This is a genomic window from Rhizobium sp. Leaf341 (assembly GCF_001424325.1).
In the GTDB taxonomy this organism is placed as follows: Bacteria; Pseudomonadota; Alphaproteobacteria; order Rhizobiales; family Rhizobiaceae; genus Ferranicluibacter.
In genome coordinates, this window is sequence record NZ_LMPE01000003.1 from 588,103 (window position 1) to 610,910 (window position 22,808).

Genomic DNA, 22,808 nt, shown 5'->3' on the forward strand with positions numbered 1-22,808 from the left:
GGGGATAGAGGACGCTCAGAGCGTGCGTTCATACGCACATGAGCCATCGCAGGTGCTCGCGCCTTTTTTCCGCCATTGAATGGACAAGAAAATGGCCTTGAAGCGGGGCTCCGACCGATAGCGAGAGAATCAACGCATGAACAGAATAGCCTTGTCGGCTCTGCTGGCGGCATGCGCCGCCACCTCGACGGCCGCCATGGATCAACGGCTTGTTTCCCAGTTCCAGAAGCTCGACCCGGCCACTCGGCTGGAGCAGCGCTGCGATACCGAAGCCATGGAGCGCATCAACAAGGACAAGAACACCTATCGTCCTGACAAGGTGATTGCCTATGCCTTCGGCGATCCCGTGACGGCCACGAACACGATCACGGCGCCAGGAGCGGTCTTTCGGAGTGAGGGCGAGTGGTACCGGCTGAAATTCCGCTGCACGACCGGCCCGGATCATATCAACGTGAAATCGTTCAAATACGAGATCGGCAGCCTGATCCCGCACGATGCCTGGGAACGGCACTATCTTTATCCCTGACGGCGGGCATGCCTGACCTCAGGCGCTCCTGACCTCAAGTGCTCCCGACCTCAGGCGCTCCTGAATCCGAGCGGCAGACCTAGTTTGCCGCCCAGAGCATGAGGGTCATCGAAACCGTCAGCAATCCGACAGTGGTCAGAAGTGTGCGCATCATATGCGTCGCCATGTCCATGTCCTCCACGGCTGCCTCTGGTGCCAGCACCAGGCGGCCGCATTTCCCTTGGTCGATCAGCCATTCTCGCGAAACCACCTCCTCCAGGGTCGATCCGCCGTCCGGGGCTTGGCCCCTTGCGTTCTCCAGCATATCACCCATCCCTTAACAGAACTCGCACATGCAAGACGCTTCCATGATTTAGGTTACTCTAATTCATGGCTTGGCGCTATTGTTCGGGAAGAAATTTTCAGGCCACGGGAATAAGCACAGCTTGACGTGCGTATATGGGGCATGGACGACAGGAAAAGCCCCTTCGATGTCATCGGCCAGCTCGGCGCTCTCCGGCGCTACGCCCGCTCGCTCGTGCGCAATCCGCACGATGCGGAGGATCTGGTGCAGGACGCGCTGATGCGTGCCTATGAGCGTCGACCGACATTCCGCCAGGGTGCCAACCTGCGGACATGGCTGATGTCCGTTCTTCACAACACGCATGTCGACAGCCTGCGCCGCAAACGCTCGCAGACGCGGCGCGCAGAGGAAGCCGCCTTGCTGTCGGAAGGACTGCATCAAGGCGGGGCGGAAGATGTCGTTCGTCTCGCACAGCTGCGCGAGGCCTTCTTCAGCCTTCCCGAAGAGCAGCGCGCAGCCCTGCATCTCGTTGCCCTCGACGAGATGTCCTACCAGGACGCCGCCCGCGTCCTCGACATACCCGTGGGGACGCTGATGTCGCGCCTTTCCCGCGCGCGGGCCCGCCTGCGCGCGTTCGAGGAAGGCCGCGCGCCGACGCACCTCAAGATCGTTGGAGGTACCGACAATGACCATGGCTGATCCGATCCTCGACGGCGACCTGGATGCCTATGTCGACAACCAGCTGACGCCGAAGCGGCGGTTGCAGGTCGAAGCGCATCTGGCCCGAAACCCGGAGGCCGCGGCCCGCGTGATGGGCGATCTGGCATTGCGGGGCGAACTGCGCCTGTCACTGCAGGCGACGGTCGATCCCGGCGGTACGCGCCAGACACGCGACGCGGCCCGGCGCCTCGAAAGCGGCCTGCGCTTTCGCGGTGTCAGCCAGCAGCTGCGGCGGGTGGCCGCCATCGGCCTGCTCGTCGGTGCCGGCTGGGTTGCCAGTACGAGCTTCGGCCCCTTCCAGGTAACGGAAGTCGTGGCATCCGAGCCACCGCCGGCGCATGTCGAGGAGGCTGTGCGGGCCCACCGCACGGCGGAGATCCGCGAGACCATGGCGTCGCAGCCGGAGGTTCACACCTACGACCGCGAGGACATCCGCGCCGCGACCGCCATCGTCATGCCGGCCCTGCCGGACAGCTGGACGGTCGTCGACGTGCAGGTGTTCCCCTCGCGCTTCGGCCCGAGCGTGGAGCTCGCCATCCGCACGCCGGACAAGGTGCAGATGTCCCTCTTTGCCGTTCGCCCGGGGGCCTTCTCGGTTCGACCGGTCAAGACCTACGCGATCGACGGCATCGAGGCGGCGGACTGGCAGATCGGCGACGTCGCCTATGCGCTCGTCTCGCCGAAAGGCGATGCCAAGCTGACGCAGACGGCGGAACGCCTCTTCGAAACCCTTTACTGATCTTCGGTCGCTACGCGACCAGAGGTAATCACATCCCGCATTCCAAAGGAGAACCCCAATGAGCTTCAGCAATCCCGGCCCCCGCTACGGCGCCACGGTCCAAGGCGGCGCCTTCCTTGATCAGGCTCTGCGCCAGCACATGCTCCGGGTCTACAACTACATGGGCCTCGGCCTCGTGGTCACCGGCCTCGTCGCCTTCATCGTCGGCACGACGCCGGCACTCTACGTTCCCATCTTCCAGTCGCCGCTGAAATGGGTCGTCATGCTCGCCCCGCTCGGCTTCGTGCTCTTCATGTCGTTTCGGCTGCAAACCCTTTCGGGCGCCGCCGCACAGGCAATGTTCTGGGCCTTCTGCGCCGTGATGGGGCTCTCGCTCGCTTCCGTGTTCCTCGTGTTCACCGAGACGAGCATCGCCCGCACCTTCTTCATCGCTGCGACGATGTTCGGCGCGACCAGCCTCTATGGCTACGTGACGAAGGCCGACCTGTCGAAGATGGGCTCGTTCCTGATGATGGGCCTGATCGGCGTGGTCATCGCCTCGGTCGTCAACATCTTCCTCGGTTCGTCGGCCCTGCAGTTCGCCATCTCGGTCATCGGCATCGTCGTGTTCGTCGGCCTGACGGCTTACGACACGCAGAACATCAAGGAACAGTTCGCCGAGAACATGGATCAGGAATCGCAGCAGAAGCTTGCCGTCTTCGGCGCCCTGTCGCTGTACCTCAACTTCGTCAACATCTTCCAGCTCCTGCTGAACTTCACCGGCGAGCGCGAATAGCGCCATCGCCCGCCCTACGCCTTCCGGCCGGACGGCCGGAAGGCCCCGACAACAGTCCTTGCAACCGTTGCGTTGCGCACGAGATGACGGAGACACATCACCATGGACAGCAATGACCGCCAGGCAATCGACGGGCTCTTTTCCCGCATTGCCGAGGTCGAGCGCCAATCCGGACCGCTCGACCAGGAGGCCAATGCCTTCATCGGCCAGAAAATCGCCGCCCAGCCGACGGCCCCCTATCTGATGGCACAGACCATCGTGGTCCAGGACCAGGCCCTGGCGGCCGCCGAGCAGCGGATCCAGGAGCTGGAGCACCAGTTTTCGGGCCAGGCGTCGGGCCAGTCTTCGGGCCGCTCGTCCGGCGGACTGCTCTCCAGCCTGTTCGGCGGCGGAAGCCGGGCGGCCCCGGCCCGCGGAGCGGCGCCGGCCAACACCTACGGCCAGCTGTCGCAAGGCGGGTACGGCCAAGTGAACCCCATGGGCCAATCACCCGCAAGCCACCCAGGCGGCCCGGCAAACGGCCCGACAACCGGCCAGGCAACCAGCCCTTGGGGCAACCAGGGTGCGGTTCAGCAGGGCCAGCGGGCCGGCGGCGGCTTCCTGCAGGGCGCCGCGCAGACCGCCATGGGCGTTGCCGGCGGCATGCTCATCGGGAGCGCCATCGGCAGCATGTTCTCCGGAGGCGAGGCAAACGCGGCCGAAACACCGGCCGAAGCCCCGGCGGACGATGCCGGAGCCGACATGGGCGCCGACGACATGGGAGGGGACGACATGGGCGACATGGATTTTTGATCCCCCAAACGATCTGACGAATCCAAGAGCCGGCCAAACGCCGGCTCTTTTTCGTGCGACCGCGGCTCATTGGGGCGCAATCCGCCGGAGATGCGGGACAGCATCTGCGTCCACGTCGTGGATCACGTTCGGACGGGCGAAGTAAGTTGAAGAAGAGAAGAAGTTGAATGGTGCTGCTAGAGAGATTTGAACTCTCGGCCTCTCCCTTACCAAGGGAGTGCTCTACCCCTGAGCTATAGCAGCACTGAAGACAGCGGCGGCGCGTTGGCGACCGTGTCGGAGCGAGGGCCTATTGCCATAGGTTTTCGGGGAGCGCAAGGCGCGTGTCGCGGTTTTCTTGCGTTTGGGGCATTTGCAGGCGGCGAGCGACACGCCTCGGCTTTCGCGGAACGCGCCAATTCTATAGGAAGGCGACCGGACCAACCAGCAGGGGCGCCGCGACGCGCGCGCGTCGGGGCCAGCATTGGGCGTGAGGAAGGGGAGCAGCGACATGAGCGAGGCGGAACGACAGGCCCAGGCCCGGCGGGAGCGGGCGGCGCGGACGTTGCGGGAGAACCTTCAGCGTCGCAAGCAGCAGGGGCGAGCACGCCGTGCGGGCGATGCCGATGACGGCGTGGGCTTGCCGGCCGCCGAATCGGCTCCCGGCGAAGAGACGACGCATCACAGCAACCACGCGGGCGATGGTGGCCCTGCGGTGCCCGCTTCGTCCGATCCTGCCGCAAATCCGGACGAATCCTCCACATAATGCGCGGCGTCGGCATCCTCCTGCGCCGATATCGCCTGCGGACCACCCTCCGCCTTCGCGTCCCCCCGGGGTCGCTTCTCATTTGCGCCGGCTTGCTTTATGGAAGCCGCTTTCCTGCCGACGAACGGCATATCTATCATGCAGGGGCGCTTCAGCCCTGACGAGGACCGATCATGGATCGCATCAGAATTACCGGTGGCAACGAGCTTCACGGGATCATCCCGATTTCCGGCGCCAAGAACGCCGCCCTGCCGCTGATGATCGCATCACTCCTCACCGACGACACGCTGACGCTGGAGAACGTGCCGCATCTTGCCGACGTCGAGCAGCTCATCCGCATCCTCGGCAATCACGGCGCCGACATTTCGGTCAATGGCCGGCGCGAGCGGCAGGGCGAAAGCTATGCGCGCACGATCCATTTCACCTGCCGCAACATCGTGGACACCACGGCGCCCTACGAACTCGTTTCGAAGATGCGCGCGAGCTTCTGGGTCATCGGGCCGCTTCTGGCCCGTGAGGGCAAGGCCCGCGTGTCGCTGCCCGGCGGCTGCGCCATCGGCACCCGGCCGGTCGACCTGTTCATCGAAGGTCTCGCCGCCCTTGGTGCGAACATCGAAATCGACAGCGGCTACATCAATGCGACGGCCCCCACGGGTGGCCTGATCGGCGCGCGCTATGTGTTCCCGAAGGTTTCCGTCGGCGCAACGCACGTCATGATGATGGCGGCAACGCTTGCCAATGGCACGACGACGATCGGCAATGCCGCGCGCGAGCCCGAGGTGGTCGATCTTGCAAACTGCCTGAACGCCATGGGCGCAAAGATCACCGGCGCCGGCACCTCCACCATCACCATCGAGGGCGTCACATCGCTCTCCGGCGCGCGCCACCGGGTGCTGCCCGACCGCATCGAAACCGGGACCTATGCGATGGCCGTCGCAATGACCGGCGGCGACGTCGTGCTGGAAGGCACCGATGCAAGCCTGCTCGACACGGCGCTCGAAGCGATCCGCCGCGCGGGCGCCGAGATCACGCCGACCGAAACCGGCATCCGGGTCTACCGCAACGGCGGCGGCATCAAGCCGGTGGATGTGGTGACGGACCCCTTCCCGGGCTTCCCGACCGACCTGCAGGCGCAGTTCATGGGCCTGATGACGCGTTCCAGCGGCGTTTCGCACATCACCGAGACGATCTTCGAAAACCGGTTCATGCATGTGCAGGAGCTCGCGCGGCTCGGCGCACGGATCACCCTGTCCGGACAGACGGCGAAGATCGAGGGCGTGCCGCGCCTGAAGGGCGCCCCGGTCATGGCGACCGACCTGCGCGCTTCCGTGTCGCTCGTCATTGCGGGCCTGGTGGCCGAAGGCGACACGATGGTGTCGCGCGTCTATCATCTGGATCGCGGCTTCGAGCGGCTGGAAGAGAAGCTCACGCGCTGCGGCGCGATCGTCGAGCGCGTGACCGACTGATGCCGTGCGGGTCGCGGCCCGTTGCGCAAGCCGCGGCCGCGACCTATCTCTGCTGTGGATGACGGAACCCGGCGGTCCGGCAGCCGGATTGCAGCCGGATTGCAGACGACACCGCAGAAGCCCGTTCGCCCAAGGTGCGCTCGCATAGGCGGATCCCGGGCGGGATCTCACTCGCAGGATCGTGCATTACAGGCAGGATCTGACAGGCAGGACCTTATGGACGCATTGAAGCTCATGGCGCTTGACGCCCAGGACCTCGAGATCCTTTCCGCGCATGTGCAGGATGCGGTCTTCAAGGTCGAGGGCATATCCTACACGCCCCGGACCGGCAGCTTCGCCCTGGTGGTGAACCGCTTCGTTTGGGAAAAGACGGTGGGGGGCGAGCCGGCGCTTTCCAAGAAGAAGACCAACGAGCGCCGCCGCGCCGTGATCGGGTTCCACCGGGTCACCTCCGTGCGCTCCATCGGTGTCGCAAGGACGGACCCGGACGCGGTGCTGTCGCTGCTCGCGCTGCGCTTTCAGCCTCAGGGCGAAGGCCCGGACGGCGTGCTGGAACTGGTTCTCGCCGGCGACGCGACGATCGCGCTGAATGTGGAATGTATCGAGGTACAGCTTGCGGACACGGGCGGGGCATGGGAAACCGCTTTCAGGCCGCACCATCCGGAAAGCTGAGACGGTGCCGGCCGGCGCTTGACGCGGGCCGAGCCGATCCCGGCTGCAGACCCGTCTTGCGTCTGCAGCTTGCCTCCCGGACCGCGCGCCCCGACGTTTCGTCTTGGGTCGCCCGCGGCCCGACATGATGTCCGCCGACAGGAAGGATAAAGACCCAGTGGCCATTCGCCTCGATCACCGCGCTTCCGATTTCGAGGCCGCTTTTGCGGCTTTTCTCACCACCAAGCGGGAGGTCTCCGAGGATGTCGACCTTGCCGTGCGCCGGATCATCGCAGACGTGCGCGCCCGGGGCGATACGGCTCTGTCCGAGTATACGCTAACATGGGACAAGCTCGACCATGCCACGACGGCCATGGCCGTTTCTGCCGAGGAAGTGGATGCCGCGATCGAGGCCGTACCATCCGAGGTGCTGGGCGCGCTGAAGGTCGCCGCCGTGCGGATCGAGGCGCACCATGCCCGGCAGCTGCCGAAGGACGATATCTATACCGATGCCATGGGCGTCGGTCTCGGCTCGCGATGGACGCCGATCGATGCGGTCGGCCTCTATGTTCCCGGGGGAACGGCAAGCTATCCGAGCTCGGTGCTGATGAATGCCCTGCCGGCGAAGGTCGCCGGCGTTCCGCGCGTGGTCATGGTCGTGCCGGCGCTGGCGGGCAACATCAATCCCGCCGTGCTCGCCGCGGCCCGGATGGCCGGCGTGTCCGAGATCTACCGGATCGGCGGCGCACAAGCCATCGCCGCCCTTGCCTACGGCACGGCGACGATCGCACCGGTCGCCAAGATCATGGGTCCGGGCAATGCCTATGTCGCCGCCGCAAAGCGGCAGGTTTTCGGCACGGTCGGCATCGACATGATCGCCGGGCCTTCCGAAGTCCTGGTGATTGCCGACAAAGACAATGATCCGAGCTGGATCGCAGCCGATCTGCTGGCGCAGGCGGAGCACGATTCCGGCGCGCAATCGATCCTCATCACCGACGATGCCGATCTTGCCGATGCGGTCGAGCGCGCCGTGGAGCGGCAGCTCGCCACCCTTCCACGCGCGGAGACGGCACGCAGCAGCTGGCGCGATTTCGGCGCGATCATTCTCGTCGAGGACTTTGCCCACGCGCCGGATCTCGCCAACCGGATCGCCGCCGAGCATCTGGAACTCGCTTTGGCCGATGCGGACGCAATGATCCCGCAGATCCGCAATGCGGGCGCGATCTTCATCGGACGCTACACGCCCGAGGTCATCGGCGACTATGTGGGCGGCTCCAACCATGTCCTGCCGACGGCGCGTTCGGCGCGGTTCTCCTCCGGCCTCGGCGTGCTCGACTACATGAAGCGCACCTCGATCCTCAGGCTTGGCGCGGACCAGCTGCGCGACCTCGGCCCGGCGGCGATCGCGCTTGCGCGCGCCGAGGGTCTGGAGGCCCACGCCCGCTCGGTGGCGATCCGCCTGAACCTCGGAGAGGCGGGATGAGCGAGGGGCCCGCTTTTCGCCTCTGCGACGTCGTGCTGGACGAGACCATCGGCCGCTCGACGCCCGATGTGGAGCATGAGCGGGCCGTTGCCATCTTCGACCTGATCGAGGAAAACAGCTTCGAGCCGATCGGCCATGAGGGCGGGCCCTATTGCCTGAAACTGTCGCTGATGGACAGCAAGCTCGTGCTCCACGTGAGCACGCAGGCCGGCTCCGACGTGATCACCCATATTCTGTCTCTGACGCCGTTCCGCCGCATCGTGCGGGACTATTTCATGATCTGCGAAAGCTATTACGCGGCCATCCGCAGTGCGACGCCCAGCCAGATCGAGGCGATCGACATGGGGCGGCGCGGCATCCATAACGAGGGATCGCAGACGCTGATGGATCGCCTTTCGGGCAAGATCAGGCTCGACTTCGACACGGCGCGCCGGCTCTTTACCCTCGTCTGCGTGCTCTACTGGCGGGGATAGGCGATGGCGCCGGGGCTTGAACCGCGAGACGACGGCGCCGGTCCTCCCCGATCGGTGCTGTTCATGTGCGGCATGAATGCCATCCGCTCGCCCATGGCCGAGGTGCTGGCGAAGGCGCTTCTGCCGGCCGGCACCTATATCGCATCGGCCGGCGTCAAGACCGGAGAGCGTGACCCGTTCGTCGATGTCGTGCTGGACGAGCTGGGCCTGACCGCCGGGCGCCATGAACCGCACACGCTGGATCAGCTCGAGGATGACTATTTCGACATGATCGTAACCCTGGCGCCGGAAGCGCATCACCGCGCCCTCGAGCTGACCCGCTCGATGGCGGTCGATGTGGAATACTGGCCAACGGCGGACCCCACAGCCGCCATCGGCAAGCGCGACCAGATCGTCGGGGCCTATCGCGACGTCCGCGACCATCTGGAGAGCCTCATCCGGCATCGTTTGCTTGGACAATCGCCGCGCAAGATGCCATAGAGCGGGTCACGCGCAGCCGCGCATGCGGGAACAGGCGTTCTCCGGCGGCGGCACGGACCCTCGTCGACGCCATCGTGCCCGGCCTGCAGCGTCGAAAGACGCCGTGTAGCCGTTGCCGAATCCCTGGCTGATGACGGAAAGATCGAAAACCGGAACGCCGCTGTTCACAAACGGACGGTGATTGTGTAGTTTCCGGCAAATTTTTTAAAGAGGCCCAGTGCCTTCATGAAACTCGGAAAGACAAATCGTCAATGGCGAAAGAAGAAGTCCTCGAATTCCCGGGCGTCGTAACCGAACTGCTCCCCAATGCGACGTTTCGCGTCAAGCTGGAGAACGAACACGAAATCATCGCCCACACGGCCGGCCGCATGCGCAAGAACCGCATCCGCGTTCTCGCCGGCGACAAGGTGCTCGTGGAAATGACCCCCTACGACCTGACCAAGGGCCGCATCACCTACCGCTTCAAGTAAGGCACGCGCCAAGCCGGATCCGGCCGTGGCGTCGTCCTATCCTGCCGGGGCAGAGATCCGGTGCGATCGTGGGCGATCCCGACAGGTGCTGCCAGCCCCTGCCCGGCAGACCGGCGCTGCAGGGCTGAATGCGTGGCTCGGGTGAGGACGGTCATTGCCGACCCGGCTGGTCCGGATCCGGCATCGACGCCGCCCTGCACCCTGCTGCAGGGCCTTGTCCACAAGACCGGTTCCGGCCGGGAGATCCTTGCGCAGAGATCCGGGAACGACAGACGATGGCAAACGATCAGACGCTTATTCTGGCATCCGGCTCGCCCCGCCGCGTCGAGCTGCTGGCACAGGTCGGCATCGAGCCCAGGCGGTTGATGCCCATGGATCTCGACGAGACACCAAGGCGGACGGAGCATCCGCGCTCGCTGGCCTGGCGGCTTTCGTCCGAGAAGGCGCGGGCGGCGGCGGCAGCGCTGAAGGGCATGGACGAGGCGCGCGGCGCCTATCTCTTGGCCGCCGACACCGTCGTCAGCGTCGGCCGACGCATTCTACAGAAACCCGAAAGCCTTGGAGAGGCCACGGCGGCCCTGACGCTTCTCTCCGGCCGCAGCCATCGCGTCTATACCGGTATCTGCCTGATCACGCCGGACGGCTCCGTTCGGCAGAAGGTCGTCGATACCAAGGTGCGGTTCCGCCGCCTGACCTCGCACGATATCGAGAGCTACCTTGCCTCCGGCCAATGGCGCGGCAAGGCAGGCGGCTACGCCATCCAGGGGATTGCCGGGAGCTTCGTCGTCAAGCTCGTCGGTTCCTATTCCAATGTCGTCGGCCTGCCTCTGACGGAAACCGTCGCCCTCCTCTCCGGCGAGGGCTTCAACGTGCATGATGCCTGGCTTGAAGGATGAGAGCATGAGCAGCGACACCCCGAAAACGCCAGGCGGCCGCAAGATCCAGGACGCGGCGGCAACCGACGGCGGCGCCGAGCCCAAGCCGGCCTCCAATGTCGCGCCGCTGCGCAAGACCGTGCCCTGCCCGGAATGCGGCCGCCCGTCCCACCGCGAGCACTATCCCTTCTGCTCCAACCGCTGCCGCGACCTTGATCTCAGCCGCTGGCTGACCGGCGCCTATGCCATCCCCGTTTCGCAGGACGAGGACAACCCCGACGACACGCTGCAGAGCGGCGCCCGCGACGACGAATAGCCGACCGCTTAAGGAAAAGGCCAACGCCGGGATGCCGGGATGGCAGCAATGCCGCCGTGCCCAGTGGCTCGCTCTAAAGCGTCTTGTTTGGGTGCATGTCGTTTCCCGAACCCGCTGCACACGTTCGGGCGACCTGCATGAGCCCGGCTGGGAGCGCAGGCACCGTGCCGGCCGCCGATCCAGCGTCCTGCTGCCGCTTTGGGCGCTTCGGCCGCCGTGATAAGCGCAGCTCTATCAACAGGTTGTTCCGCAAACGAATTTTCTGTCAGAAAAACGCCATCTGCGGCTGGACACCTCCGAACAAGATGTTATAACCCCGCTCGCTTCCCGGGGAAAACCAAAGCCCCACGGCCTCAAAGGCCTTCGAAGCCGGTATGCCCGGATAGCTCAGTTGGTAGAGCAGCGGATTGAAAATCCGCGTGTCGGTGGTTCAAATCCGCCTCCGGGCACCACTCTAAGTCCTTGTTGTGGTTGGCCTTTTTCATATCCGCATCCAATCTTATATAGCCGAGTTTGACAAAATCACAACGCGGGTTTGACAACTTTCGTTTTGCGTTTGTTCAATTCGGCTTCAAAATCTGTGACAGCGGCCGATGTTTGTTTCGTCATGTCGGCGCGCTTTGAGTAGTGTCTCGCCATGGCTTCGGTCGCGTGCCCAAGCACGAGCTGGATGGTTCCGTAGTCCTTGCCCATCTCTCGCAGGATCGTTGCCACGGTGTGCCGCAAGCCCTTGAGCGTGAGCCCAGGTTGAATGACGCCCTTTGCCTCAAGATCGGTTTTAAGCTTGTGCCAGTTCGTCGAGAACCCATTGTAGGTCCACGGCTTGCCGCGACTGTTCGCACAGAGCGTGATCGCGTCATGCGGCCCTGCCGCCTCCATAGCGGCCTTGACGGGCTCGAAGAGCGGAAGGAACACCTCCTGCCCAGTCTTGCCCCGTCTCGTGTCTATCCGACCGTCGCGAATAGCAGTCTTGGGCAAGGCGAGTGCGTCCTGAGGATCGAGGCCATAGAACATCATCAGCGTGAATGGCAGAAGCATATGCCTCGGCATGGCCGCTTGCACGGCGTCGCGCTCAGCATCGGTCCACGGCCGGTTAGCGGCCGGCGCGCCTTTCTTCTTTCGAATGGCACGAATGCCGGCCGCTGGATTGTCGGACACGTGTCCACGCTCCTTGCCCCAGGCGAACAGCAACGAGACCACCCGGACAAGATAGTTTGCGAAATGATCCTTCCGCGATGCACGAGCCTTGTCGCGCATCTTGACGATCAGCGGCGAGTTAAAGCGCGACAGAGGCGTGCCCTCGATCGGGCGCAGATACTCGAAGCATTTTTCGTAGTCTGCGATGGTCCGCGATGCCAAATCGCCGCTCGTGAAGGCGCTGGCGCGATACAGCTTGATCAGCATGCCGAGAGTGCCCGGCTTCGCCTCAATGGCCTTGTGCTGCTCGTTGATGCGGTGGACCTCCATATTAAAGGCCAGGGAGTAGACCTCGAACACGGTGCAGTCGATCTTCTCCCCGGTCTTGCGATGATAGGCGCGCCACCGGAAGGGCGGCTTTTTGTCCTGCTGGATCTTCCAGCCTTTGTAGGGATTTTGACGTTTCTCGCGGCCCTTCGTCATGTGAGCCTCGCCAAAACGTCCGCATCAGTGTCAGTGCTGCCGAGCTTGATGCCATCGATCCAGTCATCCAGATCGCGCATATCGTGCCGCTCGGAACCGTCCGCGAGTTTCACGGGCGGCACCTTGCAGAGCCGCCCGAACAATTTCACCGAGAGTCCGCAGTATTCGGCAGCCTCACGCATCGTAAGCATGCGCCGAGGCGAAACCTTAATATTGAGAGTGGCGCTAGACATCAGTGTGTCCCCGGCTTCGAGATCCGACCCCCCATAGAAGGGTCTACCTTTTTCCAAGCCTTATGGAGGGCATCGATCGCAGAGCCGCAGGCAACTTTCATCGGACGGGCCTGACCGACATCAAGATCACTAGCCGCCATGTAAACAACTTCCAGAAACTCGGAAGCATCTGTCAGCAGGTTTGATACTTCGACGATATCGAGTTCGCCATACCGAGATGCCAGCAGAGCTGCGCTATCAGGTACGGTCTTGGAAACAGCCCAGGTCGAAGCCTCGACACCTTTGGCCTCTTCCTTCTTCAGCGTCTCGAACAACGTCCCCGCCTGCTCGTACGCGGCATCGAGGCGTTTCCCAATCTCAATGATGACAGCCACGAGCGGGGTCTGATGCGCCTTCTCCACTGCGTTCGCGATGAGCATCGCCGCATCGAGGAGATCACGCGCGCAGTCCATCCCATCGATAATATCGCCAACCTCAAGCCGCGCCGAGCGGCTTGCCATAGGTTTATGGCTGTGATTTATACCATTCTGCATTTCAGTTTTTCCTTCTGGGAAGATTGATCCAGAGGGCGATGCCGGTTTATCAGGCCGTGGCATCGCCCTTTTCTTTTTCGATTACCTCAAGCGCGACGCGGACCAACTGTCGGATTGTTGCCGACCGCGAGCGTATGCGGCGGTTAAACCCGTAGTCATCCAGGCGCATCAACAGATCTTTTTCAAACATCACAGGGATGCGTTCTGTTTTCCGTTCGTCATTAACCATGAAGCGAAAACCTCTATGCTGGCCACTGGCCCATATTGACTAAGCTGCCAGACATGTCAATGAAGGGCTGGCCACTGGCCACCATTTTTCTTTGAGGGTTCCTATGTCCGGCAATGACGATGAGAGCGGGCAATATCCCAGTCGCGCTCTAGACAAAGTTGTGGTGAGGCTTCCTGACGGGATGCGAGACCGGCTAAAAAGCTCCGCAGAGCTTTTCGGGCGCTCTATGAACTCCGAAATCGTCAAGCGTTTGGATCGGTCTTTCGAGGATGAGAGGCTAGATAGCCTTAAGCTCGACTTGCCCATGGACTTGTGGAACGTCCTCATGGTGGATGCCCACATGCATGATCAGACGATGGACGCGCGAGTTGCTGATCTCCTAAGAGGATTTTTCGGCAAAGATAACGCGGCGAGTGGGCAATCAGATTATGCCAACGCCCTCGATAAAATAGCCGAAACCGTTTCAGAGTTAGCGGACCTCAAGGATCATCTGTCAGATATTAACAATAGCCGCGATGTAGATTTTGTTTTGTACTTCAATAAGGTTTTGCAGATCCGTCAGTTCCTGAGTTATTTGCTGAACGATAGTGCAAGCGTATTATCCGACAGGCTGAAATATGCTGCTTTAGAATTAGAAAAGCTAGCTTTATTGGAAGCGCAAACTTTTGAGGGTAGAAAGAAGGATGCTGATTGGCGAAGGGCTCGACAAGAAAACATAGAAGGTGACGACCATAAGCCACCTCGCTGGTAAATTTCGAATAGTGACTTCAGCGTCGTATCTCCTGCATCTGAATTACCAAAGCGAGACCGACTCTCAGGCTTATGGTGTTGGGCCCGTCACAAGAGTACGCCGGCTAACGCCCTTACGTCAGCGACGGACAAATTGTTACTGCTTCATGTCGCCTAGGTACGCCGCTTTTTAGCCGCATAGGACACGCCGAGGCTACATCCGATGCCAACCAATCAAGCCGTGCGTCATACTGAGAAATGCCAATAGCGCGATATTAAGATTAGTGAATGTCTGTGATGCCATGACCGTTCGTGACAATCATCAATCACTGAGCAGCAGACTGCGCTACCATAGCAAGCTCAATTCAACTATACGCTAACGTCTCGTAGATGAACGGTGGGAAAGCATTAATGCGGCAGGCTCAGGCGTAATGAGAGCAAGTGACAGCCTATCTCCAGTAACCGTCGATATCACTCTCCGCCCGATCCGGCTTGGTTTTCTCGTCGACCCCCGCGACATTGCTTCTATTCGTCGAGTGATGCGCATTGCGTCCACAATGTGGGGCGGCGTCAGGTGTCCAATGATTCCTGTCATGAAGCGGCTTCCAACTTCTTGGTCAAGCAATCAGTCGCCTGCGCAACCACGGCAGATCAGCCAGGGTTACATTCGCTTCTTTGAGCCGGATTTACTTGTACAAACGAAATTGGGTCAGCTTGATGCTATCGGGATCAGTCAGGAGCCGAGCTGGTCAGCCCGCCAGCGCTTCTACGATGTCGATGATCTCATTCGGGAGGATCATGGTATGGCAGCCGACCTTAACGTCGGAACCAATATCGTCCATATCTATCGCCAGCTCTTCACCGACGAATTCCAGTTCCAGAAACGGCTTGACCCACAAATCCTATACTTCTCAGAAGGACTAGCGAACGACACTGCATTTTTTGAGGCCTCGTTCGGCTATTTTCCCGCTGACGAGCGCATTGCATATATCCAACGGAATTATCAACAAGCGTTCAGTGCCGAGCTAAGGCCGCCGTCGTTTGAGACGTGGTTGGAGCTCGCAGGAGGTTTAGCAGGGTTCCCTCTATTTTACACAGAACGCGGCGCCTCCATCCATCATGCAGGCCAGATTAACCCGTCGATATTCATTTTTGATCCGGCTAGTGGGACTGACCTGATCGATTTTTGGAATTTCCGCCTGTTCACGCACGACGTAACTCCCGTGAATGTGCGCTGGCTTGAGCAGTCTCGCGAATTCATTTTGAGCAGCATCCGCGATAACCACCGCCTGCTGCCAACCAATCCGAACGGTGTGATGATCCGTACAGCGATCCATATCGCACGCTCTCTAAACGCGGACGCGGTGATTAAGCGCCTTGATTTACTTGCGGCCGGGCTAGCTGAACGCAGTTTTAGCATTCAGGGTTGGTATGAGCGGATCTGGCAGGAACCTAAGGTGGATGGACAGATTTGGGGTACGGCGGCTAGCACTGCGTCATTCAGATCTCGAAAAGTTCAGCTGACACCTAGCGGCAACGACCCGATTTCGCTGCGATTTCCTGTCCAAACGCCGAACTTCAAAGTTCACGCGAGGGGCAATGGCGCAAGCTTTGTCAACGTAGTTAAGGTGCGACAGTACCACCCTATAAAGGCGATTGCTGAAGCATTGCCCGCCGCTACATTCGATAGCCGGGACACCTATCCGGTGCGTAGCAGTGGCGATCAGTTTGTCTCGCGAGAAGGCTATGTCACGTTTCATCGTTATGCCCTCGAAGACTCATACCTTCGCCTTGCTTCCCCCAAACAGGCTATTCAATCATGGCTTAAGGCAAGCGATATCATCGCTGTCCCGTCTGATGCCGGACGTGTCGCGGAACAGGTCATCGCCTCGGTCGGAGGACTGAACGGATCACGTATCTTCAGCGAGAAGACAATTATCGAGCTGCTTGATAAAATGGCACGTAGTCGCACGGAATGGAAAGATGGCTCCGCTGATGAGTATTCCGACAAGACCGCAACCGTTCAGGATTGGGTCAAAGTGCTTTCCCCGATTAAAAAAAAGAGCTTCGGACAGTGGAAAACCCTTGATCGACTAGTGTCGGATGGCCTGCTTCAACTTGGGTTAGCGCCTCGCTGCCCCCACTGCACGCAAGAAAACTGGTACAGCTTGGATGATGTTGGAACACAGCTTTCGTGCGCGCGCTGCATCAAGTCTTATCCCTTTCCTCAGGGCAATGCAGATCAAAAACTGTTCAAATATCGCGTTGTCGGCCCGTTTGCGACACCTGGCTATGCCAGAGGCGGTTACGCAGTTGCGCTCACTCTGCGTTTTATTGAAGACCTGGGCGGCATGAACGAGTTGACTTATGCAACGGGACTTGAGCTTAGCCACGCTAAGGGCAAAAGCGAAACCGATTTCTTTGGGTGGTATCGGGAAGATGGATTTGGGAAGGCAGCACGTGACCCCATTACCATCGTCGGCGAATGCAAAAGTTTCGCTACCGAGTCATTTAAACCTAAAGATATGACGCGCCTTTGCGAACTAGGAGCATTGCTTCCTGGTTCATATTTGGTGGCGGCATGCCTCAAGGGCGAACTTTCCCAAGCTGAAATCAAGGGACTCCGGGCCGTGGCTAAATGGGGCTGGACCCAAGTCCGACCGAGCCCTCTGATCGTGCTGACCGGCACTGAACTCTTTGGCGACGGACCACTCTCTCATATATGGGAAGAGGCCGGCGGCGCACGTGCAGATTACCTGAACGCCAACAGAGATTTCTTCGACCTGACCACGTTGGCCGATGCCACTCAGCAGGCAATCTTGGGAATGAGCTCTGATGACGTAGCCTCCCTGCGATACAAGCGATCACGATCACGGGCGGTGAAACGCGCACGGGCTACCGAGCAGAATTGAATGGCGCAACATGTTTTCCTCCAATCACGGCATCGTTTACTAGGTCTCTCCCGAGGGAGGACTATGATCAACTCCTAGAAGATGGCGGTGATGGGAAAGGATGGCAAACTTAGCCACCCTTTCGATTTAACGTACTACATTTATCCTTGCGACGCGGATTAAATGTGGTACTTATAATCCCATGAAGATCACTTACGATGAACCGAAGCGAGAAAAGACCCTGATGGAACGGGGTCTGGATTTCGCAGATCTCACCGTAGAGTTTTTCGAGACGGCTGCAATCTTCCCTGCCAAAAAGGCTCGCTTCATGGCGCTGAACTGGTTCCAGGGAACAGCGGTCGTCGTCGTTATCTTCAAGCCGCTCGGCACTGAGGCCATCTCGGTTGTTTCGATGCGCCGGGCATCGAGGAAGGAAAGGGGTTTGCTATGACCGCACCGAAATTGAAGAAGGCGAGCATTCGCATCAAGCGTCGCCCACCTGGTTCACGCATCAAAATAAAGCCAATGCGTACTGGCCCCCTTGCCGAAGCCATCAAGTGCCGAGTGCGCAATGCCCGCGCCAAGAAAGAATGGACAGATGCCGACGAGGCAAAGGTACAGCGCCAGATCGCAGCCGACCCGGATGACGCTGAAATCACTGACGAGCAGGCCCGCCAGCGCATGACGTTTGCCGAGGCCCTGCCTGAACTGGCTGAAAGTATTAAGCGCTCACGCGGTCGGCCGGCTGTTGCGAATCCGAAACGCCCCGTTTCGCTTCGTCTCTCGCCGGAGGTCATCGAGGCCTACAAGGCGACAGGAAAAGGTTGGCAATCCCGCATCGAGGACGTGCTGCGCAAAGCGGCGGGCCTGTAATGCATCATAAACGGTGAGGATCGGGCTGGCGGGTAGATCTGCTACGCTATTTTCAGGTCTCGGTTTCGCCCACAGGTAGACCAGCAAGACATGACAAAGCACCATTACATCCCGCAATTCTATCTCCTTCCGTGGCTTGGCAGTGACAACAAGCTGACAGAGTTTCGAAAACTCAAATTCTCGCACGAAGCGCTGCCACGCCTAGAGGTGAAGCGACGCGGAACCATGGAAACAGGATGGGAGGAAAACCTCTATATTCTGCGCGGAGCTACGAAAGAGACACGTGACAACGTTGAGCGCATTTTTATGGGTGCCGTTGACGGGAAAGCTGCCCTTGCCAGAGATCGTCTACTGAAAGGAGACATACCACAAGATAACGAGACCCGGCACGCGTGGGCCCGTTTCTTGCTCTCTCTCATGATCCGAACACCTGAGACGATCCGTGGATACAAAGCGCATATGCGCCACACGTTTGAAAATCCCGATGCTGAATTCCAAGCACGATATATGGCGGCGCGAGATCCTCACCACCCTGAGAGCCTTAGAGACTACTTCATAGGGGAAGGCGCAGACTTCCAAGATCGCTCGACTATCATCATCGCTACCCGACTCATTCAGAACCAGAAGGTGCTGCAAACACTCATGCGTGCGATGTGGTGGGTAGTGAACACGGACAAGGCGAAGCCATTCATGACTTCAGATCATCCCTTGGTCATGACGAACGGTCTTGGAATGAGGGGCGGACATTTCGCCTTAACTATCAGCCCAACCTGCATGTTCGTCGGATTCAACGATCTGGCGGGACGTGAGGCTGTCACTCGTATACATCCTCGAAAACTTGTCAGGGAGGCGAATGAAGCGGTAATCGGCCAGGGTAGGAAATCAGTCTACGCGGTAAACGATGCGAATATACGTGACGTCAAGCGGCATATGGGAAGGCGGCAATACTTCAATCCCGTGAAACCTTTCACCTAATGTCAGAACCTATTGGCCTAGTGCCAGCCTTGCTTGCAGCATCATCGCGCACCGTTCGCGTGCTTAATGGGTGTCGGACGCCTACGGCATTAACGCTGTCATCGACGCGTCCTCGGCATGGTAGCGCCGCGCGCGCGCAGCTGGCGATCGAACGCACCGCCGCGCTTGGAGGCCGCCGTCGCCAGTCGGTCAGACAGGACATACTCGACACCACGGCCGCCGTTCTCATCGGTTGTCTCGCGCTCTTCGACCTGCGCCGACGAGTTGTTGATCACGGTTGATTTGAAAGAGACCGACGGTGCAGATGGCGCGATGGCAGCCGCCGTCCGGTGCGCCGGAATGATCTCGGCACCACGCGGCACGCGCATCAGCTCCTTGCCCCGCTCGCCAATCCACGCATATCCGCCCGGTGCACTGTCCGTGCCATCTGCAAAGCCTGGAACGCCTGCGAGGAAGTTGCTGTAGGTCGTGTTTGGCGCCCATGAAGCGCTCGTCGGCGAAACTCCTCCGCCTCCGAACAGGCTGCCGAGCCAGCCGAAAAGCCTGGCGCCGCCCGAGGCAGGTGCGCCTGCCGCGCCTCCCTGCTGAAGTGCACTGCCGAGTTGGCCGAAACCGGTACCGAGCGCGCCGAGGCCCTGAGTGGCTGCGTTCGTCGTCCCGCCAAATTTCGCGAGGGACTCATTCGCGCCATTCAGACGCCCGACGAAATTATGAGCAGCCTCGGGATTGTTCCACGAGAAGCCAGATGGGCGCTCGAAGCCAGCGAAGGCAGCCGTAGCTCCCTTGGTATCCTGAGCGGCAAGGAGAGCCTTCCATGCACGGTTCTCCGGCCCCATCAGTTCCTTGTAAGCGAACTCGTGCTGAGCGAGCGGGTTATTCTTCCAGTCTGCGCCAACTGCGCCGATCATCGAAGGACCACGGTCATTCCACTGATAGAGCCCTTTAGCGGCGCCGCCGTCTCCGATCGCAGCCGGGTTGAACGCGCTCTCAGCCTTGATGTTGCCGAGGACGCCAGCCACCTGCGGATCAGAAAGCCCTTTCGACTTCCAGAAATTCCACGCCAGTTTTTCGCCCGAGCCATAGGTTGCCGGGTCGTTACTAAGGACTGCTGCAAATGGATCATTCTTGTTTGCGGCCTGCCCGGCGAAGCTATTCAGAGCCGCGCCCGCGCCACCGTTGACGACGACGCTTGCAGCCGTCACCGACATTGCGCCTACGTTGCGACTCGCAGCGTCGAGCGCTGGATTGCTGCCACCAGTGAGAGCTTTGAAAATCCCGCCAATGCCGCCGACCGTATCCATGGTCGGCAGTGTGTCGCCATAGATTGTGTTCTTGAGCGGATTGCCGACAGCAAGCGTCGTCAGCTCCTTCGTGATGCTTGAGGCAATACTCTTGAACGTGCCTTCGATATCAGTGAATCCGGTAGACGCGCCGTCTACGAGTGTATCAATAGCACTGCGCCCTACGTTGCGAACGTCTTCCCACGCCTTGATCTGATCACGCAAAACAGCCGTTTGCCGAAGCGTTGCGGCGGTTTGCCCATTTAGGTCCACCGTAAGACCTGCGCCCTTCATCTGGCTTGCAATTGCCTGATCTTGCACAGTGCGGAACAACTGGTCGCGCTCGAACTGCTGATCCTGAGCGAGCTTCATCAGATTGAGTTGGTCAGTCAAAGCACCGACAGCAGTCGCAGTCTCGTGGATCTTCGCGACTTCGGCTTCATCAACGATGCCGCCATTCTGCCGCGCCTGATCCTTCAACTGGCTAATAAGCTGGTACTCACGGCGCAAAGCCGCCGCCTCGCCGGCGGACTTGCCAAGCAAACTGATTTCAAGCTGCTGGTCTGCCAGCGTCTTGCCAAGGTTGCGCGAGCGCTCGTCTCGCGCATCCGCGAGTGCTTTGTCTGCCTGAAGACGCGCCAGCGATGCGGCGTTGTTAATTCGCTGACGGCGCGCGGCAGGATCTTCGTCGTTGTTATACTGCGCAGCAGCACCCATCCGTGCCGCATTCTCTTTGTCTTGCGCCGATCGGGCGTTCAGACCCGCGACCTGGGCGTCATACGCCTGCTGAGATCGCTCTCGCGCGACGCGCTCTTGAGACTGGTAGAGAGCGAGGTTGCCCATGTCGGCCATGTTCGCCGTTCCTCGCGACAGCAGCATGCCGTTCGGACCCACCGTGTTGAATAGCCGGGCGAGTTCTGCCTCGGATTCATGCACGGCATTCGCCAAATTCTTAAATGGCGCCAGCGCGGTGACCGCGTCCTGCGCAATGGCTTTAACGCCAGCATTGCTGGACTTGCGCCCCACCTCTTCAAGCGACGCGATTACTCTCAAGACGGCATCAGAATTGCCGTTCATGGTGGCATCTTGAAGCGCCTTCAAGTCCACCGACAGGGTCTTGAATAGCGTTGTCCCACGAAACTCTTGAGTGTTCATGCCCGTGAATTTCATGTTGTCATTGACAGACGAGGTGATGGCTGTCGAAATCTCACCTTGCCCGAACATGGTTGGCGTGTTGGCCTCGTCTAGTTTCTTGAGCAGATCCGTCAGGTTGGTTTCGAGGCCAAAGGTGGCCGAACCGAAGCTTTCACGACCGTAAGCGCTTTTTGCCGTTGCCGCGGTCCCCCAGAGGTCGGAGACGCGCTTAATGCTGGCCTCGTGAGCCGTCAGCAATTCGTCCGTCGACTTCTGCTCGGTTTTCGTGATGAAGTAATACGCGAGGGCGGCGGTGCCAGCCGCACCAAATGCGAGCCCAATGGGCCCGATCGCCGCCGCCGCGCTGCTAGCGAGAGCTGCCGTATCGGAGAGAGCAGCCTTAACACCGCCGTTGCCGGCATATATCTGAGCCAGCTGGGGGCCCTGTTGCGCGGCGATCATGGCAAGCGGCATTCCGCCTGAAAGGCCCTGACCGATGTCAAAGACCTGATACATGGAGTTCTGACGGCGACTGCGAACAGCATTATCGTTGTCCGCAGTCACGGCCGAACCGCCGCCCGCCCCTGCACTCCGCCGGATTGCATCGTTGGCGAGCAATTGCGCATCACGAACCCGGTTGATCTGCTCTATCTGTTGCTGCTTCAGGCGACTGATATCGCGTGTCGCATCCTGATCAGTGGTAACGCCGAGCAGGACAGCGCGATTAATGACGGCAAGACTCTGCGTCATCTCGCGTTCGGCACGCAGTTGCGCTTGAAAGAGCGGATCGAGCTTGGCCTGCAGATTGTCATAAGCGTTTGCGGCCTGATCGATGCTGCGCGGCAGATTGGTCGAAAACATCTGCATCTGCCGCTCTGTAGCGGCCTGCATCTTAGCCTCTGCCGCCTCTCTCCGCGCTTCGCTCGCGGCTATGCCGTCATAAGCTCCCATGACACGGCGCGCACCCGCTTCCGCGCCTGTCGCATCGATTACAAGCTCGACAATCTTCTGTTCGCGCTCAGCCATGACTGCTGTCTCCACGGTTAGCAAAGTAACTTGATGCGACGCCTCCAAATGAGAGCTCGGGCGCTGGCGTGGCGAGCTCCTGAAGAATTTCGATCAATTCATCGAAGCGTGCGTTTGCCTCTCGCTTTCGGCCCGCCTTCCGCAACGCCTGAGCTTGTCGAAAGCCGCCACAAAGCATCAACATTGCCCGCTCCACTTTCTCGCCCGCCTGAATGGCCTTCCGCAAAGCGTCTTCAGCCGCCGACTCGCTCGCATTTCCGGGTTGCATAATCCGCTCGCTCCAACGCTCTCGGATGCGGTCCAATGCGGCAACGACTGCGGCACGGACAAGATCGGTCAATCTGAGACCGTCATGACATCCAGTTTCCAGCCGGCGCGACCAGAACGTGCCGACGAGAGCGATGTTGACGCTGATGATCTTCCACTAAAACTATTTCGTGGAAGAGAATGCAGATGAAGCTGCACTTTCCCGCTCTATCGAGCCCTCAGCA

Annotated in this window: 25 protein-coding genes, 2 tRNA genes and 1 pseudogene; 20 read left to right on the forward strand and 8 right to left on the reverse strand. The window is 60.4% G+C overall.

Annotated features, from left to right (window positions below):
* Positions 1-136: 136 nt before the first annotated feature.
* Positions 137-526 carry a DUF930 domain-containing protein gene (locus ASG03_RS04410; RefSeq protein WP_062470383.1) on the forward strand — a complete coding sequence of 130 codons (390 nt, stop codon included), beginning with the start codon at positions 137-139 and terminating at the stop codon, positions 524-526.
* A gap of 79 nt (positions 527-605) precedes the next feature.
* Here ASG03_RS04410 and ASG03_RS04415 read toward each other — a convergent pair whose 3' ends face one another.
* Positions 606-830 carry a hypothetical protein gene (locus ASG03_RS04415; protein WP_156381728.1) on the reverse strand — a complete coding sequence of 75 codons (225 nt, stop codon included), beginning with the start codon at positions 828-830 and terminating at the stop codon, positions 606-608.
* 141 nt (positions 831-971) lie between these two features.
* On the opposite strand from ASG03_RS04415, the gene ASG03_RS04420 reads away from it, so the two are divergent.
* The 4 genes from ASG03_RS04420 (at position 972) to ASG03_RS04435 (ending at position 3,835) form a co-directional block, all read left to right on the forward strand.
* The gene (locus ASG03_RS04420) at positions 972-1,508 is read left to right on the forward strand and encodes a sigma-70 family RNA polymerase sigma factor (protein ID WP_062470389.1); all 537 of its coding nucleotides are present in this window, start codon (positions 972-974) and stop codon (positions 1,506-1,508) included.
* Positions 1,495-2,268, forward strand: coding sequence for an anti-sigma factor family protein (locus ASG03_RS04425; protein ID WP_062692443.1), 774 nt, complete (start codon positions 1,495-1,497; stop codon positions 2,266-2,268). Before ASG03_RS04420 ends, ASG03_RS04425 begins: the two co-directional genes overlap by 14 nt.
* Positions 2,269-2,326: 58 nt before the next feature.
* Positions 2,327-3,043 carry a Bax inhibitor-1/YccA family protein gene (locus tag ASG03_RS04430; protein ID WP_062470395.1) on the forward strand — a complete coding sequence of 239 codons (717 nt, stop codon included), beginning with the start codon at positions 2,327-2,329 and terminating at the stop codon, positions 3,041-3,043.
* A gap of 102 nt (positions 3,044-3,145) precedes the next feature.
* Positions 3,146-3,835: a DUF2076 domain-containing protein gene (locus tag ASG03_RS04435; RefSeq protein ID WP_062692445.1), complete on the forward strand. Its 690-nt coding sequence runs from the start codon at positions 3,146-3,148 to the stop codon at positions 3,833-3,835.
* 168 nt (positions 3,836-4,003) lie between these two features.
* On the opposite strand, the gene ASG03_RS04440 is transcribed toward ASG03_RS04435, so the two are convergent.
* Positions 4,004-4,078: transfer RNA gene (locus ASG03_RS04440), tRNA-Thr, on the reverse strand.
* A gap of 220 nt (positions 4,079-4,298) precedes the next feature.
* On the opposite strand from ASG03_RS04440, the pseudogene ASG03_RS22220 reads away from it, so the two are divergent.
* The 10 genes and pseudogenes from ASG03_RS22220 to ASG03_RS04490 all read left to right on the forward strand — a co-directional run.
* Positions 4,299-4,487, forward strand: a pseudogene (locus ASG03_RS22220) (hypothetical protein); the annotation flags it as partial.
* A gap of 266 nt (positions 4,488-4,753) precedes the next feature.
* Entirely contained in the window at positions 4,754-6,046 is a 1,293-nt protein-coding gene (gene murA, locus ASG03_RS04450; protein ID WP_062470405.1) for a UDP-N-acetylglucosamine 1-carboxyvinyltransferase, read from the forward strand.
* Between the two features lie 216 nt (positions 6,047-6,262).
* Positions 6,263-6,718 carry a DUF2948 family protein gene (locus ASG03_RS04455; protein WP_062470408.1) on the forward strand — a complete coding sequence of 152 codons (456 nt, stop codon included), beginning with the start codon at positions 6,263-6,265 and terminating at the stop codon, positions 6,716-6,718.
* Positions 6,719-6,875: 157 nt separating this feature from the next.
* The gene (gene hisD, locus ASG03_RS04460) at positions 6,876-8,180 is read left to right on the forward strand and encodes a histidinol dehydrogenase (protein WP_062692451.1); all 1,305 of its coding nucleotides are present in this window, start codon (positions 6,876-6,878) and stop codon (positions 8,178-8,180) included.
* Entirely contained in the window at positions 8,177-8,653 is a 477-nt protein-coding gene (locus ASG03_RS04465) for a UPF0262 family protein (RefSeq protein ID WP_062470414.1), read from the forward strand. Before hisD ends, ASG03_RS04465 begins: the two co-directional genes overlap by 4 nt.
* A gap of 3 nt (positions 8,654-8,656) precedes the next feature.
* Positions 8,657-9,133, forward strand: a complete 477-nt coding sequence (locus ASG03_RS04470; protein WP_062692454.1) for an arsenate-mycothiol transferase ArsC — start codon at positions 8,657-8,659, stop codon at positions 9,131-9,133.
* Between the two features lie 251 nt (positions 9,134-9,384).
* The gene (infA, locus tag ASG03_RS04475) at positions 9,385-9,603 is read left to right on the forward strand and encodes a translation initiation factor IF-1 (RefSeq protein ID WP_004435948.1); all 219 of its coding nucleotides are present in this window, start codon (positions 9,385-9,387) and stop codon (positions 9,601-9,603) included.
* 275 nt (positions 9,604-9,878) lie between these two features.
* Complete coding sequence (locus ASG03_RS04480) at positions 9,879-10,499, forward strand: Maf-like protein (protein ID WP_062470418.1); 621 nt, start codon at positions 9,879-9,881, stop codon at positions 10,497-10,499.
* 43 nt (positions 10,500-10,542) lie between these two features.
* A complete protein-coding gene (yacG, locus tag ASG03_RS04485) occupies positions 10,543-10,794 on the forward strand; it encodes a DNA gyrase inhibitor YacG (RefSeq protein WP_062693038.1) in 252 nt (83 codons plus the stop codon).
* A gap of 376 nt (positions 10,795-11,170) precedes the next feature.
* Positions 11,171-11,246, forward strand: a tRNA-Phe gene (locus ASG03_RS04490).
* Positions 11,247-11,316: 70 nt separating this feature from the next.
* Here the strand turns inward: ASG03_RS04490 and ASG03_RS04495 are convergent.
* From ASG03_RS04495 to ASG03_RS21355, 4 genes are read right to left on the reverse strand one after another with little or no spacing between them, the layout of a single operon-like run.
* Positions 11,317-12,414: a tyrosine-type recombinase/integrase gene (locus tag ASG03_RS04495; RefSeq protein ID WP_062692456.1), complete on the reverse strand. Its 1,098-nt coding sequence runs from the start codon at positions 12,412-12,414 to the stop codon at positions 11,317-11,319.
* Positions 12,411-12,647, reverse strand: coding sequence for a hypothetical protein (locus ASG03_RS04500; RefSeq protein ID WP_062692459.1), 237 nt, complete (start codon positions 12,645-12,647; stop codon positions 12,411-12,413). The genes ASG03_RS04495 and ASG03_RS04500 overlap by 4 nt, the downstream gene beginning before the upstream one ends.
* Positions 12,647-13,243: a hypothetical protein gene (locus ASG03_RS04505; RefSeq protein WP_156381729.1), complete on the reverse strand. Its 597-nt coding sequence runs from the start codon at positions 13,241-13,243 to the stop codon at positions 12,647-12,649. Before ASG03_RS04505 ends, ASG03_RS04500 begins: the two co-directional genes overlap by 1 nt.
* Positions 13,230-13,409: a hypothetical protein gene (locus ASG03_RS21355; protein ID WP_156381730.1), complete on the reverse strand. Its 180-nt coding sequence runs from the start codon at positions 13,407-13,409 to the stop codon at positions 13,230-13,232. The genes ASG03_RS04505 and ASG03_RS21355 overlap by 14 nt, the downstream gene beginning before the upstream one ends.
* Positions 13,410-13,512: 103 nt before the next feature.
* On the opposite strand from ASG03_RS21355, the gene ASG03_RS04510 reads away from it, so the two are divergent.
* The 5 genes from ASG03_RS04510 to ASG03_RS04530 all read left to right on the forward strand — a co-directional run bounded on the left by ASG03_RS04510 (position 13,513) and on the right by ASG03_RS04530 (position 18,877).
* Complete coding sequence (locus tag ASG03_RS04510) at positions 13,513-14,160, forward strand: Arc family DNA-binding protein (protein ID WP_062692463.1); 648 nt, start codon at positions 13,513-13,515, stop codon at positions 14,158-14,160.
* Between the two features lie 571 nt (positions 14,161-14,731).
* Positions 14,732-17,050, forward strand: a complete 2,319-nt coding sequence (locus ASG03_RS04515) for a hypothetical protein (protein ID WP_156381731.1) — start codon at positions 14,732-14,734, stop codon at positions 17,048-17,050.
* Between the two features lie 181 nt (positions 17,051-17,231).
* Positions 17,232-17,480: a BrnT family toxin gene (locus ASG03_RS04520; protein ID WP_062692467.1), complete on the forward strand. Its 249-nt coding sequence runs from the start codon at positions 17,232-17,234 to the stop codon at positions 17,478-17,480.
* Between the two features lie 74 nt (positions 17,481-17,554).
* Positions 17,555-17,902, forward strand: coding sequence for a BrnA antitoxin family protein (locus ASG03_RS04525; protein ID WP_062693039.1), 348 nt, complete (start codon positions 17,555-17,557; stop codon positions 17,900-17,902).
* Positions 17,903-17,992: 90 nt separating this feature from the next.
* The gene (locus tag ASG03_RS04530; protein WP_062692468.1) at positions 17,993-18,877 is read left to right on the forward strand and encodes a DUF4238 domain-containing protein; all 885 of its coding nucleotides are present in this window, start codon (positions 17,993-17,995) and stop codon (positions 18,875-18,877) included.
* A 98-nt stretch (positions 18,878-18,975) separates the two neighbouring features.
* On the opposite strand, the gene ASG03_RS04535 is transcribed toward ASG03_RS04530, so the two are convergent.
* Together ASG03_RS04535 and ASG03_RS04540 are read right to left on the reverse strand one after the other, a co-directional pair.
* Positions 18,976-22,317, reverse strand: a complete 3,342-nt coding sequence (locus ASG03_RS04535; RefSeq protein WP_062692470.1) for a phage tail tip lysozyme — start codon at positions 22,315-22,317, stop codon at positions 18,976-18,978.
* The gene (locus ASG03_RS04540; protein WP_062692473.1) at positions 22,310-22,657 is read right to left on the reverse strand and encodes a hypothetical protein; all 348 of its coding nucleotides are present in this window, start codon (positions 22,655-22,657) and stop codon (positions 22,310-22,312) included. Before ASG03_RS04540 ends, ASG03_RS04535 begins: the two co-directional genes overlap by 8 nt.
* Between the last annotated feature and the right edge of the window lie 151 nt (positions 22,658-22,808).

What these genes read in the sequence shown, in the direction of transcription:
- ASG03_RS04430 (WP_062470395.1), top strand. Translation starts at nt 2,327, where the DNA reads ATGAGCTTCAGCAATCCCGGCCCCCGCTACGGCGCCACGGTCCAAGGC.
- infA (WP_004435948.1), top strand. Translation starts at nt 9,385, where the DNA reads ATGGCGAAAGAAGAAGTCCTCGAATTCCCGGGCGTCGTAACCGAACTG.
- ASG03_RS04415 (WP_156381728.1), bottom strand. Translation starts at nt 830, where the DNA reads ATGCTGGAGAACGCAAGGGGCCAAGCCCCGGACGGCGGATCGACCCTG.
- ASG03_RS04525 (WP_062693039.1), top strand. Translation starts at nt 17,555, where the DNA reads ATGCGTACTGGCCCCCTTGCCGAAGCCATCAAGTGCCGAGTGCGCAAT.
- ASG03_RS04480 (WP_062470418.1), top strand. Translation starts at nt 9,879, where the DNA reads ATGGCAAACGATCAGACGCTTATTCTGGCATCCGGCTCGCCCCGCCGC.
- ASG03_RS04515 (WP_156381731.1), top strand. Translation starts at nt 14,732, where the DNA reads ATGAAGCGGCTTCCAACTTCTTGGTCAAGCAATCAGTCGCCTGCGCAA.
- murA (WP_062470405.1), top strand. Translation starts at nt 4,754, where the DNA reads ATGGATCGCATCAGAATTACCGGTGGCAACGAGCTTCACGGGATCATC.
- ASG03_RS04505 (WP_156381729.1), bottom strand. Translation starts at nt 13,243, where the DNA reads ATGCCACGGCCTGATAAACCGGCATCGCCCTCTGGATCAATCTTCCCA.
- ASG03_RS04495 (WP_062692456.1), bottom strand. Translation starts at nt 12,414, where the DNA reads ATGACGAAGGGCCGCGAGAAACGTCAAAATCCCTACAAAGGCTGGAAG.
- ASG03_RS04510 (WP_062692463.1), top strand. Translation starts at nt 13,513, where the DNA reads ATGTCCGGCAATGACGATGAGAGCGGGCAATATCCCAGTCGCGCTCTA.
- ASG03_RS04435 (WP_062692445.1), top strand. Translation starts at nt 3,146, where the DNA reads ATGGACAGCAATGACCGCCAGGCAATCGACGGGCTCTTTTCCCGCATT.
- ASG03_RS04455 (WP_062470408.1), top strand. Translation starts at nt 6,263, where the DNA reads ATGGACGCATTGAAGCTCATGGCGCTTGACGCCCAGGACCTCGAGATC.
- ASG03_RS04535 (WP_062692470.1), bottom strand. Translation starts at nt 22,317, where the DNA reads ATGGCTGAGCGCGAACAGAAGATTGTCGAGCTTGTAATCGATGCGACA.
- ASG03_RS04410 (WP_062470383.1), top strand. Translation starts at nt 137, where the DNA reads ATGAACAGAATAGCCTTGTCGGCTCTGCTGGCGGCATGCGCCGCCACC.
- ASG03_RS04470 (WP_062692454.1), top strand. Translation starts at nt 8,657, where the DNA reads ATGGCGCCGGGGCTTGAACCGCGAGACGACGGCGCCGGTCCTCCCCGA.
- ASG03_RS04420 (WP_062470389.1), top strand. Translation starts at nt 972, where the DNA reads ATGGACGACAGGAAAAGCCCCTTCGATGTCATCGGCCAGCTCGGCGCT.
- ASG03_RS04425 (WP_062692443.1), top strand. Translation starts at nt 1,495, where the DNA reads ATGACCATGGCTGATCCGATCCTCGACGGCGACCTGGATGCCTATGTC.
- ASG03_RS04520 (WP_062692467.1), top strand. Translation starts at nt 17,232, where the DNA reads ATGAAGATCACTTACGATGAACCGAAGCGAGAAAAGACCCTGATGGAA.
- ASG03_RS04465 (WP_062470414.1), top strand. Translation starts at nt 8,177, where the DNA reads ATGAGCGAGGGGCCCGCTTTTCGCCTCTGCGACGTCGTGCTGGACGAG.
- ASG03_RS04530 (WP_062692468.1), top strand. Translation starts at nt 17,993, where the DNA reads ATGACAAAGCACCATTACATCCCGCAATTCTATCTCCTTCCGTGGCTT.
- ASG03_RS21355 (WP_156381730.1), bottom strand. Translation starts at nt 13,409, where the DNA reads ATGGTTAATGACGAACGGAAAACAGAACGCATCCCTGTGATGTTTGAA.
- ASG03_RS04500 (WP_062692459.1), bottom strand. Translation starts at nt 12,647, where the DNA reads ATGTCTAGCGCCACTCTCAATATTAAGGTTTCGCCTCGGCGCATGCTT.